Source organism: Janthinobacterium sp. PSPC1-1 (assembly GCF_049897625.1).
Lineage (GTDB): Bacteria > Pseudomonadota > Gammaproteobacteria > Burkholderiales > Burkholderiaceae_D > Janthinobacterium > Janthinobacterium tructae.
Map to the genome: position 1 here is coordinate 191,472 of NZ_JAFCWP010000004.1, position 15,193 is coordinate 206,664.

General features: G+C 61.9%; 16 protein-coding genes. 10 read left to right on the forward strand and 6 right to left on the reverse strand.

Annotated elements, in window-relative coordinates:
- Window positions 1-29: 29 nt before the first annotated feature.
- Window positions 30-1,136 carry an acyl-CoA dehydrogenase gene (locus ACP7EG_RS14845; protein WP_426088197.1) on the reverse strand — a complete coding sequence of 369 codons (1,107 nt, stop codon included), beginning with the start codon at window positions 1,134-1,136 and terminating at the stop codon, window positions 30-32.
- Between the two features lie 180 nt (window positions 1,137-1,316).
- Between ACP7EG_RS14845 and ACP7EG_RS14850 the strand changes: the two genes are divergently transcribed.
- A complete protein-coding gene (locus ACP7EG_RS14850; protein ID WP_426088198.1) occupies window positions 1,317-1,763 on the forward strand; it encodes a PaaI family thioesterase in 447 nt (148 codons plus the stop codon).
- Between the two features lie 22 nt (window positions 1,764-1,785).
- Here the strand turns inward: ACP7EG_RS14850 and gstA are convergent, their stop codons facing one another.
- Window positions 1,786-2,400: a glutathione transferase GstA gene (gene gstA, locus ACP7EG_RS14855; protein ID WP_426088199.1), complete on the reverse strand. Its 615-nt coding sequence runs from the start codon at window positions 2,398-2,400 to the stop codon at window positions 1,786-1,788.
- A gap of 108 nt (window positions 2,401-2,508) precedes the next feature.
- On the reverse strand, window positions 2,509-3,405 hold the full coding sequence (locus ACP7EG_RS14860; RefSeq protein ID WP_426088200.1) for a LysR family transcriptional regulator: 897 nt from the start codon (window positions 3,403-3,405) through the stop codon (window positions 2,509-2,511).
- Window positions 3,406-3,499: 94 nt separating this feature from the next.
- Between ACP7EG_RS14860 and ACP7EG_RS14865 the strand changes: the two genes are divergently transcribed.
- Entirely contained in the window at window positions 3,500-4,894 is a 1,395-nt protein-coding gene (locus tag ACP7EG_RS14865; protein WP_426088201.1) for an MFS transporter, read from the forward strand.
- Here ACP7EG_RS14865 and ACP7EG_RS14870 read toward each other — a convergent pair.
- Window positions 4,874-5,734, reverse strand: a complete 861-nt coding sequence (locus tag ACP7EG_RS14870; protein WP_426088202.1) for a LysR substrate-binding domain-containing protein — start codon at window positions 5,732-5,734, stop codon at window positions 4,874-4,876. The genes ACP7EG_RS14865 and ACP7EG_RS14870 overlap by 21 nt on opposite strands.
- Before the next feature lie 117 nt (window positions 5,735-5,851).
- On the opposite strand from ACP7EG_RS14870, the gene ACP7EG_RS14875 reads away from it, so the two are divergent.
- The 6 genes from ACP7EG_RS14875 to ACP7EG_RS14900 all read left to right on the forward strand — a co-directional run bounded on the left by ACP7EG_RS14875 (window position 5,852) and on the right by ACP7EG_RS14900 (window position 12,338).
- Complete coding sequence (locus tag ACP7EG_RS14875) at window positions 5,852-7,387, forward strand: MFS transporter (RefSeq protein ID WP_426088203.1); 1,536 nt, start codon at window positions 5,852-5,854, stop codon at window positions 7,385-7,387.
- A 47-nt stretch (window positions 7,388-7,434) separates the two neighbouring features.
- A complete protein-coding gene (locus ACP7EG_RS14880; protein ID WP_426088204.1) occupies window positions 7,435-8,229 on the forward strand; it encodes a TOTE conflict system archaeo-eukaryotic primase domain-containing protein in 795 nt (264 codons plus the stop codon).
- Between the two features lie 174 nt (window positions 8,230-8,403).
- On the forward strand, window positions 8,404-8,916 hold the full coding sequence (locus ACP7EG_RS14885; RefSeq protein ID WP_426088205.1) for a DUF1579 domain-containing protein: 513 nt from the start codon (window positions 8,404-8,406) through the stop codon (window positions 8,914-8,916).
- A gap of 227 nt (window positions 8,917-9,143) precedes the next feature.
- Window positions 9,144-10,451 carry an FAD-binding oxidoreductase gene (locus ACP7EG_RS14890; protein WP_426088206.1) on the forward strand — a complete coding sequence of 436 codons (1,308 nt, stop codon included), beginning with the start codon at window positions 9,144-9,146 and terminating at the stop codon, window positions 10,449-10,451.
- Window positions 10,452-10,780: 329 nt separating this feature from the next.
- Complete coding sequence (locus ACP7EG_RS14895; RefSeq protein ID WP_426088207.1) at window positions 10,781-11,728, forward strand: alpha/beta hydrolase; 948 nt, start codon at window positions 10,781-10,783, stop codon at window positions 11,726-11,728.
- A 103-nt stretch (window positions 11,729-11,831) separates the two neighbouring features.
- A complete protein-coding gene (locus ACP7EG_RS14900; protein ID WP_426088208.1) occupies window positions 11,832-12,338 on the forward strand; it encodes a GNAT family N-acetyltransferase in 507 nt (168 codons plus the stop codon).
- Between the two features lie 117 nt (window positions 12,339-12,455).
- Here the strand turns inward: ACP7EG_RS14900 and ACP7EG_RS14905 are convergent, their stop codons facing one another.
- Window positions 12,456-12,809, reverse strand: a complete 354-nt coding sequence (locus ACP7EG_RS14905) for a YybH family protein (RefSeq protein ID WP_426088209.1) — start codon at window positions 12,807-12,809, stop codon at window positions 12,456-12,458.
- 108 nt (window positions 12,810-12,917) lie between these two features.
- Window positions 12,918-13,814, reverse strand: coding sequence for an AraC family transcriptional regulator (locus tag ACP7EG_RS14910; RefSeq protein WP_426088210.1), 897 nt, complete (start codon window positions 13,812-13,814; stop codon window positions 12,918-12,920).
- Window positions 13,815-13,949: 135 nt separating this feature from the next.
- Between ACP7EG_RS14910 and ACP7EG_RS14915 the strand changes: the two genes are divergently transcribed.
- Together ACP7EG_RS14915 and ACP7EG_RS14920 are read left to right on the forward strand one after the other, a co-directional pair.
- Window positions 13,950-14,693: an SDR family NAD(P)-dependent oxidoreductase gene (locus ACP7EG_RS14915; RefSeq protein WP_426088211.1), complete on the forward strand. Its 744-nt coding sequence runs from the start codon at window positions 13,950-13,952 to the stop codon at window positions 14,691-14,693.
- Window positions 14,694-14,779: 86 nt separating this feature from the next.
- Entirely contained in the window at window positions 14,780-15,193 is a 414-nt protein-coding gene (locus ACP7EG_RS14920; protein ID WP_426088212.1) for a VOC family protein, read from the forward strand.

Here is a 15,193-nt window from a genome sequence, read left to right on the forward strand (position 1 = left end):
GGCGATGCGGTGCCAGGCGTTCAAGCAGATTACGGCAGCAGCAATGAATGCTGGCTGGCCGTGTGAAAATCACGCCACACGCGGTTGATGGTGCTGTCTTCGCGGGCCGCGTACAGGCCGCAGTACGGATACAAGCCATCGACGGCAGAGCGCGCGGCGGCGACCAGGGCCAGCGAAGCGGCCTGCACGGCCTGCATGGCGTAGTCGTCCAGCACCGCGCCGCCTGCCACCGTTGCCCAGCTGTCGTCCAGCACGGCGTAAAAACGCGCGCGGGCGGCGATAAATGCGTCTTTCTTGTCTTGCAGCATGGTGGCCACGTCCGGCACGTCCAGCAGCGGCAGGCCGGCGCGCGCATGGCGGCGGTGGCGCATGCATTCCTCGGCCAGCTCCATGAAATGCGCTGCCATGCCGGCCATGTTGGCGGCCAGGGTCACGTAGGCCAGTGAATAGAAGGGGTAGCGGTACAGGGGGCCGTCGGCCGTTGCGGCGGTCGCATCGATGGTGAAACCGTGTTCCTTGGCAAGCCATTCTGCGTCGATGCGGTAGCTGTGCGAGGCGCTGGCGCGCATGCCCAGGCTGTTCCAGGACGGCACCAGCTGCACCAGCGCGGCGGGCACGAGGAAGGCGCGGATGCGCGGCTGGCCTTGCGCATCGAGCAGGGGCTGGCCATCGCGCTGCAGCCGGGCGTTCAGGGTGAAGTGGGTCGCCATGGGCGTGCCGCTGGCGTAGTCCCAGCCGCCCGTGATGCGGTAGCCGTCGCCTTCTTCCTCGGCATACCCGGTGGCCGCACCGCTGCCGCCCAGGCAGACGCGCGGCGTGCCGATAATGGCCTGCGCCAGCTCAGGTTCCAGGAACCCCGCGAACCAGCCCGCGCCCGCGCACAGGGTCAGCACCCAGCCCATGCTGCCGTCGACGGCGGCCACGGCCTCTTCCAGGCGCACCACTTGCGGCAAGGGCAGCTCGGCGCCGCCCGCGCTGCGCGGCGCCAGCATGGTCAGCCAGCCGCGCCGGTGCAGCAAGGCCTGCTGGGCCGGATGCAAAAAGCGGGCGGCGTCGGCCGCCGGCGCATGGCGCGCGATGCGGCGCGCGTCGCGCTCGGAAAGGGTAGCAAGGGTGGCGAGGGCAGCGTGCGGCATGGGAAAAGTCCGGCAATGGCGAAGGCGGGCATTTTCGCACAGCGGGGCGTGTACCGGACACTTCGCGGTCTGTGCATCGCAATTGGTGAAAATGACGACAGCTTATGGCCGGTGCCTGCCATAAGCAGGTACAGTCGCATGATCCCTTCCATGCGGCATTTATCCTGAAAGCGTAAAACCATGTCCCGTCTTCCTGCCCCGCACTTCGCCGAGAAAGTCCAAGCCAGTTTTGCGCTGCAGAACGCCATGACCTTGATCCAGGCCAGCCTGCCGATGGTGGCACATGGCAGCACGGAAATCCACGTGCCGCACTGGAGCGGCATCGAGCAGCAACACGGCTTCGTGCACGGCGGCGTGGTGGGCATGATCGCGGACTCGGCCGCTGGCTACGCGGCCATGACCATGGTGCCGGACGGCGCATCCGTGCTGACGGTGGAATACAAGATGAATCTGCTGGCGCCCGCCGATGGCGAGAAACTGATCGCGCGCGGCAAGGTGGTGCGCCCGGGCCGCACCCTGATCGTCACGCAGGCCGAAGTGTTCGCCGTGCGCGATGGCCGGGAAACACTGTGCGCGCTGATGCAGCAGACCATCATGGTGATGCACGGCAAGTCGGAAAAAACCTGAGCCGTGCACCGGGCAACGGTAGTCAAGCCGCCTTGGTCAGTCCTTCCGCTTCCCATGCAGCCTTGACGCTGTCGCGCTGGGCCATTCTGCCCAGAAAAGCCTGCATATTGGCCAGCGCGGACAAGTCCACGCCCACGCGCGGCGCCCAGCCCGTGATGACGAACAGATAGGCGTCGGCCACGGTGAAGGTGTCGCCCGTCAGGTAAGCCTGGCCTTCCAGGCGGCTGTCCACCCATTTGAATTTCTTGCCCAGTTGCTCGATGAACAAGGCTTTGGTGGCGGCGTCGTAGCGGGGATCGAACAGGGGACTGAACGATTTATGCAGCTCGGATGTGATGTAATTCTGCCATTCCAGCACCTTGTAGCGGGCAAAGTTGCCCACCGGCGGCAGCAAATCCTGCCTGCCCGCCTGTTCGGCGATGTACTGGGCGATGACGGGGCCTTCGCTCAAGGTCGTTCCATCGTCGAGGGCCAGCAGCGGCACCTGGCCTTTCGGATTGAGTTCGTAGTAATTGCCGCCTTCCTGCGTCTGGTGCTGGCCCAGGTCGACCTTCACCAGGGTGAACGGCGTGCCCGTTTCGCGCAGGATGATGTGCGGTGCCTGCGAGCAGGCGCCCGGCGAGTAAAAGAGTTTCATGGCGATCCTTGAACAGGTGGGAAAGCAGCCACTATAGTCCTGCGCCGCCGCATGGTAAACGTGTGTTCGTGTGGTCACACTTTCTGCCCGGTGCACGATTGCGCCGGCTCAAACCCGGGGATAGCGCAAGGTGTCGAGCAGCAAGGTAAATGCGGGCGAGGGGTGGCGCCGGCTCGGGTAGTACAGCTTGTAGCCCGCATACGTGGGGCACCAGTCGTCCAGCACGCGGATCAAACGGCCATCGGCCAGGTAGGGCAGGACGATATCTTCGGCCATGCAGGCCACGCCCAGGCCATCGAGCGCCGAATGCAATCGCATGGCCATGTTGTTGTAGATCATTTGCCCTTCCACCCGCACTTTCAGCTCCTGCCCCTCCTTGGCAAATTCCCAGGCATACAGGCCGCCAAGGGTGGGCAGGCGCATGTTGATGCAGTTGTGCGCCATCAAGTCCTGCGGCGTGACGGGCGGCGCCTGGTGGCTGAAATACGCGGGCGCAGCGACGACGGCCATGCGGAAATCGGGACCGATGGGCATGGCGATCATGTCCTTGGCCACTTGCTCGCCTAGGCGCACGCCCGCATCGCAGCGCGCAGCCACGATATCGGTCATGCCGTTGTCGACGACGACTTCGATGTTGATGTCGGGATAATGCGGCAGCAATCGGGCGATGGCCGGCTGCAGTACCGTCAGCGCCGCATGCTCGCCCGCGCTGATGCGGATGTTGCCGGCCGGCTTGTCGCGCCGCTCGCTGAGCAGTGCCAGCTCCGCCTCGATCTCGTCGAAGCGAGGTGCCACCGTGCGCAGCAGCTGTTCGCCAGCTTCCGTGGGCGAGACGCTGCGCGTGGTGCGCACCAGCAAGCGCAAATCGAGCCGTTCTTCCAGCGCGCGCACGGTCTGGCTCAGTGCCGACTGCGACACGCCCAGCTTCGCCGCCGCCTTGGTAAAACTGCCTGCGCGGGCCACTGCCACGAAGGCGAGAATGTCGTTGAAGTTGGTCTGCGCCATGACGGACTGCCTTTCTCATTCATTAGTAATTCTAATAAGTTCATGCGGACTTTAGCATCTATTCATGATAATGCGAAAGTCTTACAGTGGAGGCATGAACAATTTCCCCATCAACGCGGCCACCGCGCCGCAGCACAAGGCGGCCATCCTCGCCATCATCCTCGTCAGTTATGTGATGATCGTGCTCGATACGTCCATCGTGCTGACGGGCTTGCCAAAAATCCACCAGGAGCTGGGCTTTACGGATACGGGCCTGGCCTGGGTGCAAAGCGCGTATACCCTGACGTTTGGCGGCTTGCTGCTGCTGGCCGCGCGTGCCGGCGATGCGTATGGCCGGCGCCGCCTGCTGCAGCTGGGCCTGGCGCTTTTTACCGTGGCGTCGCTGGCCATCGGCCTGGCGCAGTCGCCGGCCATGCTGATCGCCGCGCGCGCCATCCAGGGCGTGGGCGCGGCCATCTTGGCGCCATCGACCCTGGCCTTGCTGCAAACCACGTTTGCGGAGGGGCGCGAACGCACGCGGGCCATCGCCCTGTACAGCGCCGTGGCCGGCATTGCCGCCAGCGTGGGCCTGGTGCTGGGCGGCGTGCTGGCCGAGTGGCTGTCGTGGCGGGTGGGCTTTTTCATCAACCTGCCCATCGGCGCGGCCATGCTGGTGGCGGCGCGCCGCTACCTCGTTGAAAGCGAAATCAGCCGGGGCCACTTCGACGTGGCCGGCGCGGCCAGTTCCACCCTCGGCATGGCGGCCCTCGTGTACGGCTTGATCCGCTCGGCCAGCGCCCGCTGGGGCGACGCGCTGACGCAAGGCACGTTGGCGGCGGGCGTATTGTTGCTGGCCGTATTTATCCTGATCGAACGGCGCGCCGCGCAACCCATCCTGCCGCTGCGTCTCTTTGCCGATGCGCAACGCAATGCCGCATATGGGGCCAGGGTGCTGTTCATGGGGGCCATGATCGGCTTTTTCTTTTTCACCACGCAATTCCTGCAAGTGGTGCTGCGCTATCCGCCATCCTTGACGGGCCTGGCTTTCCTGCCCATGACCCTGGTGAACTTTGGCGTGGCCCTGTGCGTGCCGCGATTGATCCACCGCCTGGGCAATGCGCGCCTGCTGGCCATGGGACTGGGTTTGACCTTGCTGGGCATGGCATGGCTGAGCCGCGTCGATGCCGGCACGGCGTATGGGCTGGGCGTGGCCTTGCCCATGTTGCTGATCGGCGCGGGGCAGGGCATGGCCCTGAGTCCGCTGACGGCCGCTGGCGTGGCCGGCGTGCCAGCGCAGGATGCGGGCGCGGCATCTGGCGTCGTCAACGTGGCGCACCAGCTGGGCAGTTCGCTGGGGCTGGCGACGCTGGTGGCCGTGGCCGGCGTGGGTGCGGACCAGCTGGCGGGCGTGCCGCTGCTGGCGCACCGCGTGACGATGGCCCTGGGCAGCGCGAGCGTGATGCTGGCGCTGGCCTTGCTGCTGGTGTTGTCAGGCCGCCGCCCCGGCTGACCACTCGCGGAGCAATTGCCCGAACGCTTCGGCCGCCGCCGTGCTGCTGGCAGTGCGCCAGACGAGCTGGAACTGGGCAGCGGGCAGGGCGGGCAAGCCATGCTGGCCATCGATGACCAGCATGCCCGGCTCCAGGTCGCCCTGCGGCAGGGCCGTGATGGCCAGCCCGGCCAGTACGGCGGCGCGCAAGCCCTGCTGGCTGGGCGAGGTGAACGCCACGCGCCAGTCGAGGCCGGCGCCGTCGAGGGCGTCGACGCCCACTTGCCGGTGCATGCACGGTGCCGGCGAAAACGCCAGCGGCAGCGGCAGCGCGCCGTCATGGCGGAAATCCTGCGCGGCCGCCCAGACGAAGCGCGTGCGGCGCAGTACGGCCGCGTCATCCTGGTCACCGGCCAGGGCCATGACGACGGCCAGGTCCAGCGCATCGGCGGCGACGAGTTTCTGCAAGTCAAGATAGGTGCCCACCGTCACATCCAGGCGCACGGCGGGAAACAGGTGCGCGAACTGCGCCAGCAGGGCAGGCAGGCGCGCGCCCATGAAATTTTCCGGCACGCCAAAGCGCACGGCGCCGGCGATCGAGGAACGCTGGAAGCGCCGCGACAGCGCATCCTGCGCGGCCAGGATCTGCCGCGCGTGGCGCAGAAAATCCTCGCCATCTTCCGTCAGGCGCAGGCTGCGCGTGGTGCGCAGCAGCAGCGCGGCGCCCGCTTGCTCTTCCAGCCGGCGGATCTGGTGGCTGATGGCGGACTGGCTCAGGTGCAGCCGTTCGGCGGCGCGCGTAAAGCCGCCCGTGTCCGCTACGGCAACCAAGGCGCGCAGCAGGGCGGTATCGAAGTCCATGAAGCTCCCGTGATTCATGATGAAAATGAATGAATTGTACAAAATTTTATCATTTCCCTCATGAGTCGAGGCTTTCTAGAATGCTGGCTCGCAGTGCGCCGTCTCCACGCGCGCTCCATGACTACCGACATCAAGGCTTCGATGCACCTGACTACTTCGCAACAAAATACCCTGACCCTGGCCGCCGTGTGCCTGGCCTCGCTCATGTTTGGCCTGGAAATTTCCAGCGTGCCCGTCATCCTGCCCACCCTGGAAACGGTGCTGCATGGCGACTTCAAGGACTTGCAATGGATCATGAACGCCTACACCCTGGCCTGCACCACCGTGCTGATGGCCACGGGCACCCTGGCCGACCGCTACGGCCGCAAACGCCTGCTGCTCGCCAGCCTGGCGCTGTTCGGCCTCAGTTCGCTGGTGTGCGGCTGGGCCGGCAGCACGGGCGTGCTGATCGCCGCGCGCGCGCTGCAGGGCGCGGCCGGCGGCGCCATGCTGATTTGCCAGGTGGCCGTGCTGTCGCAGCAGTTTCCGTCCGGCGCCGCGCGGGGCCGGGCATTTGGCGCCTGGGGCATCGTGTTTGGCCTGGGCCTGGGCTTCGGCCCCATCATTGGCGCGGCCATCGTCGCGCTATCGAGCTGGCAATGGGTATTTCTCGTGCACGGGCCACTGGCCGTCGTCGCGCTGCTGCTGGCGGGCCTGGGCGTGACGGAATCGCGCGATCCGCAGCGGCGCAAGCTGGACGTGGCCGGCATCGCCACCTTGTCGCTGGCCGTGTTCAGCCTGGCGTGGTGCATCACGCAGGGGCCGGCCCTGGGCTTTTCCGACCCGCGCACCGTGGCCAGCCTGGCCGTGGCGCTGGCTAGCCTGATGCTGTTTGTCGTCATCGAACGGCGCCAGCCTGAACCGATGATCGATTTCAGTGTATTTCGCATCCGCCGTTTCTCGGGCGCGCTGCTCGGTTCGGCGGGCATGAACTGCAGTTTCTGGCCGCTCATGATTTATCTGCCCCTGTACGTGCAGCATGGCCTCGGCTACAGCAGTCTGGGCACGGGCCTGACCCTGCTGGCCTACACCTTGCCCACCTTGCTCATGCCGCCGCTGGCCGAGCGGCTGGCGCTGCGCTACCGGGCCGATGCGGTCATTCCCGCCGGCTTGCTGGCCATCGGCGCAGGCTTTTTGCTGATGCTGTGGGGCAGCCATGCGGACGCTGCCAGCTGGCTGACGATCTTGCCCGGCTGCCTGCTGGCCGGCACGGGCCTCGGGCTGACCAACACGCCCGTCACCAACACGACGACGGCCGCCGTGCCCGGCGAACGGGCCGGCATGGCGTCCAGCATCGACATCAGCGCGCGCATGATCAGCCTGTCGGTGAATATCGCGCTGATGGGCTTTATTCTCGTCGAAGGCATCCAGTCTGCCTTGCGCCAGCATGTGCCTGCCGGGATTGATGCGGCGGCGCTGCGCGCCATGGCGGAACGCTTGTCGGCAGGCAAGGGTGCCGGCGCGCTGCCGGCCGGCGTGGCGAAGCTGGCGCTGGCACAGGGATTCGGCGCCGTGATGCTGTACGGCGGCGTAGCCGCCTGCCTGTTCGCCGTGGCCAGCTGGCTGGTGTTTGGCGCCAGGCGGGAGGGTGCGCTTGGGGCAGGGAGGCTATAATCTGGGCACGTTGACAAGTCTTGCTCAACGTCATTACGAGGCCGCCCATGCATAAACTGATTTCCGAACTCACCCGCCTGTACCTGTTCGAGGAACAGCAGCACTACGTCGATGCCCAGGGCGGCGCGCAGCCTTTGATGCCGGCCGTGCTGGCGCGCCATCTGTCGGGCGAACAGACGGTGGCTGTAGAACTCGTGACCAGTAGCGGCCTGACGCGCGCGCTGGTGCTGGAGTTTGGCGGCAAGGGCGGCGGCGAAGCGCACTGGAGCGCGCTATGCACGATTGCCAATGCCGTGCAGCACGAGCTGGACTTGCCGGCGCCCGCCGTCAGCATCTCGGGCACGGCGTTCCAGTTGTGGCTGTCGCTGGCCACGCCCGTGCCCATCGCCCAGGCGCGCCAGTTCGTGCAGCTCCTGCGCTCGACCTTTTTGCCCGCTTCGACCGACATCCTCGCCGCCGCGCCGCCAGACTACGTGGAACAGGTGGCGCTGCCGCCGTGCTTGCACCTATCGGGCAAGTGGGCCGCCTTCATCCACCCCAGCATGGGCGCCGCCTTCGTCGACGAGCCGGGCCTGGACATGCCGCCGCCGCCAGCCGGCCAGCTGGGCTTCCTGGAAAGCTTGCGCAGCATCAACCCGGCCCAGTTCGCGCAGGCGCTGGCGAAATTGCAGGGGCATGCGGGGCTGGCTGTCGCCGTGCCCGCTCCCGTCGCCGCCGCATTGCCAGTGGCAACGTCCGCCAGTGCGCCGGGCTTGCTGCTGCAGGACGCCACGCTGGAAGACATCGTGCGCTGGCTGCATGCGCGCAATATCGAGCCGACTTTGCGGCACAGGTTGCCGTAACGGGGCGATTGCGGATGTCGGCGGCAGGCGGCCAGTAGCGGACATTTTCAAGGATGTGACAAAGTATGCATTTTTCTTGCTGGCAATTTGCTATTCTCTACGGCCGCGCTGGCCCATGTCGGCAATGCAAAGTCAGGCCGAGCAGCGTCCTATATTAATTCCAGGAAACCATCAATGCACTTGCCCGCCGAGAAAAACGCCCCCCGAGATTTTGATTTCATCATCGGCGATTGGCTGGTGAAACATCGCCGGCTCAATTCCAGATTCACCAATTGCAAGGAATGGACGGAGTTTGACGGGCTCTCTTCGACCGTCAAGACACTGGGTGGCTTTGGAAACCTGGAGGACAACGTTCTCTACTTCCCGGAAGGTAGCTTCCGCGCCCTTGCACTGCGCTCGTTTTGTATGAAATCCGACAGCTGGTCGATCTGGTGGCTCGATGCACGCAATCCGACGACGCTCGATGTCCCTGTTGTTGGAAAATTCTCCAATCACATCGGCGTATTTTTTGCAGATGACCTACTCGATGGCCAAGCAATAAAAGTACGCTTTACCTGGACTGCCACACCTGGGGAAAATCCCCGTTGGGATCAGGCTTTTTCCAAGGACCAAGGAAGAACATGGGAAACGAACTGGATGATGGATTTCGTGCGCGCCACACAGGAAATGGCAGCCATTCAGCCTTGAAGGCTGAGGTTGCCAACGACGGCAAGCAGCCAAGAGCGGACCTGGACTTCAGTAAAGCAAGATAAGACGTAGTGATTGCTTTTGAGAATTACTGAATCACTATTAAAGTTGGATTATGCCGCATGCCATACCCACGCCGTAAATTCATTGCTCATGCCCTCGCTGGCGTAGGCTTGTTGACACTTGGCCCCCGAGTAGCTGCGGCTGCCGATATCCCGATACCAAACGTGACCGGCCTGTACACCGTCAAGGTTGCCCGCGTCGTTGCGCCCACGTCGACTGCGGAAGTGTCAAGGGAGGTGCGGGACTGGCCCGGCAAAGTGGCCGTCGGGGGCGGCCGCTACAGCATGGGTGGGCAGGTTGCTGTCCGGGGCGGCTTGCATCTGGACATGCGTGGCATGAATAAGTTGGTCAGTCTTGATCCGGCAGCGAGGGTCGTGCGGATACAGGCAGGCATGCGCTGGCGTGATCTCCAGGAGATTCTCGACAAGCTCAACCTTGCTGTAAAAACGATGCAAAGCTATGCCAATTTCACGGCAGGGGGAACCGTGTCGGTGAATGGCCACGGGCGGTATGTGGGCAACGGGCCGGTGGGCAACTCGGTGCGGGCACTACAAATGGTCCTTGCGGACGGCGCTATCACGGAGGCGTCCCGTACGTTGAACTACGACCTGTTTCGTGCTGCCATCGGTGGATATGGTGCAGTGGGCGTCATCACCGAAGTCGAACTCGACCTGGCTGAAAATACCAGGATGGAGCGGATCGTGGAGACGGTAGCGCTCGAATCCTACCCTCAATTCTTTGAGCGCTCGGTCAAGGGCAGCCAAAACTGCATCCTCCACAATGCCGACCTGCTGCCGCCGGCCTTCGACGTTCCGGTGGCCGTGTCGTGGCGTACAACCACCAAAAATCTGACAGAGCCAGCAAGGCTGGTCGCGCGCGGCCAGTCATATGCACTGAATCAGAACGTCATCTTTGTCATGACCGAGTTCCCATTGGGTGATCTGCTGCGCCGCAAAGTCCTTCACCCGCTTCTCTTGGCGAAGCCAGCGGTAGTTTGGCGCAATCACGAAGCCAGCCGGGACGTCGCGGAGCTGGAATCCAGGACCCGCGCGATGTCAACTTACGTGCTGCAGGAGTACTTCATTCCGGTGCGACATTTTGTCGCCTTTGCGCGCGCGATGGCAGTGGTCATCGACAAGCACGCTGCGGAGGTGCTCAACGTATCGGTTCGGCACTCCGATGCCGACCCCGTGACGTTGCTGCCATGGGCCAAAGAAGAAGTGTTTTCGTTCGTGGTGTACTACAAGCAGCGAACCTTTGAAGGTGCGCAGCGCCGCGTGGGTGAGTGGACGCGTGAGCTGATTGACACTGCGCTCAAGTTCGGGGGGCGGTATTACCTTCCGTACCAGCTTCACGCGACGAAAGAGCAGTTCGCCCAGGCCTATCCGGAGGCCGATGAGCTGCGCGCCTTGAAGCAGCGCGTCGACCCGCATGGCAACTTTTCGAATGAGCTGTGGGGAAAGTACCTGTAGGCCCCTAAAACGGGCCGCAGGGATTCGAACCGTATCCTCTATACGCTGGCGGGCAATCGGTCGATTGGAGACTGGTGAACGTCCGCTTTGGGGTATTGTGTTGAAAATGTCGAGCGGCAACCATTTCGGGATGGCTCGGACCTCCAAGCGGTCGGTGATCGATCAATAGCGGCGGTTCTGGCCAGTCGAGGCTGACAGGTTTTCTATCTAAACATCAACGTACCCGCGTTTTTCAACACAATAGGCCAGAAGCAGTCAGTCAGATTGAATGGCTTGTCCTGGTTTTGGCATCAAATTTTGTCGGCTCACCATGTCTGGAATGAAATCCTGTGAAATATCTTCTCAGTATTATTGCGGTGCTTGCTTATACGAATGTGCACGCTGCTGCATGGCAGCCTGCCAGCGGACAGCAGCAATTGCCGATCTGGCCTGGAGCGATACCTGACGCGAAATCAGCCGCTGGACCGGAAGACGAGGTGACGTTACGGGAAGATCGGCTCATCGCCGGACGGCCCTGGCTGGAACTGGATAACGTCACGCGGCCTACGATGACAATTTACTCGCCAAAGGGAAGGAATACGGGCGCTGCCGTTATCGTTTTTCCCGGCGGAGGCTATTCGGCGCTGGCCATCGACCTGGAAGGAACGGAAGTTTGTGACTGGCTGACATCGATTGGTGTTACGTGCGTGCTGTTGAAATATCGTGTCCCCGGATCAGGTCCCCACTGGGATAAAATCCGTAATGTCCGTGTCATTCCAAAGACGCATACGGCGTTGCAAGATGCACAGAGAACGTTGGGCCTCGTTCGCCATCATGCCGTTGACTGGAAAATTGACCCGAACAAGATTGGAGTGCTGGGGTTTTCTGCCGGCGGTCACCTGGTCGCGTCAATCAGTACGCATCATCAACGGATATATGCGCCTGTTGACAAGGCAGACGAGGAAAGTTGTCGTCCCGATTTTGCAGTGTCTGTTTATCCTGGCCATATGTCAGTCAACTATAAACATGACCTTTCAAAGTTGAACCCAAGCATTGAAGTTAGCAGTCAAACACCTCCGACCTTCCTGCTTCATGCGCAAGACGATCCGGTAGATCCGGTAGAGTTTTCTCTTCTTTATTATGCGGCCCTGAAGAATGCAAATGTACCCGTGGAGATGCATTTGTTCGCCGAGGGAGGGCACGCGTTTGGACTCCGTCCTACCAAGTTTCCAATCACGCAGTGGCCCACGTTGGTTGAAACGTGGCTGGGTACGATGGGAATGATACCCAAGAAATGACAATGCAACACAGTTGGAAAGACCAACAATTCACCAATTTATCCTTTTCAACCTGGAACGGCAATATTGCAGTGTTATATAGCCAGAATGCGAACCTGAATACATGAAGATTGAAATTCGACGCGCCGAGCTCACGGAACGCCAGATAGTCAGAAACCTGATGGAACTGTATCAGCATGATTTTTCCGAGCTTGACGGCACGGATATGGACGAACATGGTCAATACGGGTATGACGATTTGGACAGCTTTTGGGTGAACCCGACGTGGTCAGCGTATGTCATGAAGGTTGACAGCAAGTGGGCGGGCTTTGTGTTGACAAACGATGAGGTCCAGATCCACGGAAATACGCATGCAATCGTGGAGTTCTTCGTCGTTCGCAAATACCGGGGGCAAGGACTAGGCAGGAAGGCTGCGGAAACCATCATGACGATGTTCCCGGCCAAATGGGAGGTTTGTGTCATTGAAGAAAATCCTGCTGCGCGGAAATTTTGGGAAACACTCATCAATACAGCCTGGCCGGGCAGACATCAGTTGGCCGTTCTGGATAATGAACAATGGCAGGGGCCGGTATTCTCGGTCGATACGCACGTAACAACGCCATCGGATTAAGAGCCTATCCCAGTAGATGAATACATCCTGCTCCGGGCCGGCAAGCCATTCCAGGCAGGAAGCAAACCTGTGCACAGTTTCGCCTTCCAGCAGGTGGTGTTGCTCTATGGTCAAGCCTTATTCGAGATTCGCATCAATGCGGACGATCAGGCCTCCTGTATCCACGGACATATCCAGCAAACCGATTTCGTGTCCAAAATCGCCGGTGAAATCGACACGCACCCGTACCAGGTCGACGCCGATATTTTCCAGCGAGAGGAAACGCGTCACCGTGTGATAAGCGATGAAAAACTGCTCGATATAGGTGCGAATCCCGCTATGCCCATCGAAACAATGCCCAGTCGAGGGGTCGTCGATCACTGCATCTGGTGCGAACAATTTCAACACCGCGTCAACGTCATAAGCATTTGTGGCGGCGATAAAAGCATCGGCGGTCTTGCGTAGCTTGGTTGTATTTCGGACAAGTTTCATTGGTGGCTCCCTTAGTCGGTTGAAAGAGCATGCATCAGCACTAGCATTAGCACTGACACATCAGCAATGCGTCGTGCTGGTCGCAGGCATGGAGGAGGGCATGGCGGATCAGGCACTGCGCGTGTGCGCCAGCATGCGCGCCGCATCTTGCCGTGGTGCCATCCCGAACAGGCGCGCATATTCTCTGCTGAACTGGGTCGCGCTCTCGTAGCCGACATCGTACGCGGCTGCTGCCACGCTGCTGCCCTTGGCCACCATCAGCGTGCGCGCGTGCATCAGGCGGATGCGCTTCTGGTACTGCACCGGGCTTAATGAGGTCGCCGCCTTGAAATGACGGTGAAACGCCGACACGCTCATCGCCGCATTGCCTGCCAAGTCCTCAACACGCATCGGCAAATTGAAATCGCGCCGTATCCACGCGATGGCTGCCGCCAGGCGCGCCATGGCGCTGTCGGGCGTTGCGATTGCACGCAACATGGCGCCATGCGGCCCCTGCAGCACGCGATACAGGATCTCGCGCTCGTAAGCAGGTGCCAGCGCGGCGATATCGTCGGGACGAACCATCAAGCCCAGCATGCGCGTCCAGGCATCGAGCAGTTCCGGCGTGACAGCTGCGACGGAAAAGGCATGGCCACGGTTGTCGGCGCAGCCCGGTGGCAGGTCCGCTATCAGTTCGGCCAGTATGGACGGCACCAGTGTCAAGGCCACGGCCATGTAAGGTTCACCGGCCGCATTAGACCTGATGACGCCTACCGCCGGCAGCTCAACCGACATGACGAAATAGGTCGCCGGATCATAGTCAAACGTCTGTTCTCCGACCGTCATTGACTTGCTGCCCTGCAGGATCAGGTTGATCATCGGCTCGTACACGGTCGCCAGTTCATGCTCGGGAATGGCGCCCTGTACCATCGCCACGCGTGGAATGCCCGTCTCAAGGCGCCCATTCTTGTTTTGGGCGGCAAGCATCCGCAAACGGCCCATCTGCTCGTTGATTTGATTGTCCATGACTCATTGGACCCTAACGCGGTACATCGTGCAAGGCCAAAGCAGAATCAGGCAGGTTTCAGGCAGGATCGGATGTGTCCAGCAACCCCAATGCCGCTACAGTGAACGCCTCACTTTCAATCACTGGAGTTTCACATGAACGTCATCGTCATCACCGGCGGCAGTCGCGGCATCGGCGCCGCCGCCGCCATCGAAGTTGCCAAACTCGGCATGGGCGTCATCCTCACTTACAACACAAATGCCGCCGCAGCGGACAGGGTCGTCGCGACCATCGAAGCGGCTGGCGGCAAAGCCGTTGCGCTGCCACTTGATGTGGGTAACGCTGACAGCTTTGGCGCCTTCAAGGCAGCTGTCATCCAGGCGCTGGAAACGACCTGGAACACCACAAGCTTGCACGGTCTCGTCAACAACGCTGGCTACGGCTTGTTCAATCCAATCGAATTCGTCACTGAGGCGCAGTTTGACGGCTTGATGAACGTGCACTTGAAGGGGCCTTTCTTTCTGACCCAGGCACTGCTGCCGTTGCTGGCAAGCGGTGCGGCCATCGTCAACCTGACCAGCGCGACTACCCGTGTGGCCACTGCCGGCGTAGCGCCCTATGCGGCCTTCAAGGGCGGCCTGGAAGTGCTCTCGCGTTACATGGCCAAGGAGTTCGGCGCACGCGGCATCCGCGTCAACGCGGTCTCGCCAGGTGCAATCCGCACCGAACTCGGTGGCGGCTTGAACGATGAATTCGAAGCCATGCTGGCAGGGCAAACAGCGCTTGGACGCGTTGGCGAACCGGAGGATGTAGGACGTGTCATCGCCACGTTGCTCTCACCTGTAACTGGCTGGGTCAACGCACAAACCGTCGAAGTCGGCGGCGGATACATTATTTAAGCGAACAAAAGGTGCACACTTAAGCAGTGCCAGAGCCAGATGACTTTTACGGAAATTAAACGATCTACACCTGCCAAGGAGCCACCATGCTGGACCACCTGTTTCTCTGCGTCGCCGATGTCCCGGCCTCGATCGCCTTTTACGAGCACGCATTGGCGCCCCTCGGCATTGCTCACGTCCATGACTACAACGGGGCTGACGGCCCGCCCGGCCACCCCGACCTGAAAGGCTTCGGTAGCAACAATCGCATCTACTTCTGGCTGCGTGCTGGGGCCGCCGATGCGCGAGCCGTTCACATCGGCTTCGTGGCCGACAGCACCGCCGCCGTTGATGCCTTTTATGCAGCTTCGCTGCAGGCCGGCGCGACGGATAATGGCCCGCCCGGTGCCCGCCTGCACTACGACCCTCGCTACTACGCGGCCAATATTTTTGACCTTGATGGCTACAGCATCGAAGTCGTCTACAAAAGCTGGCAGCACGCGCAGCCAGCATCCACATAG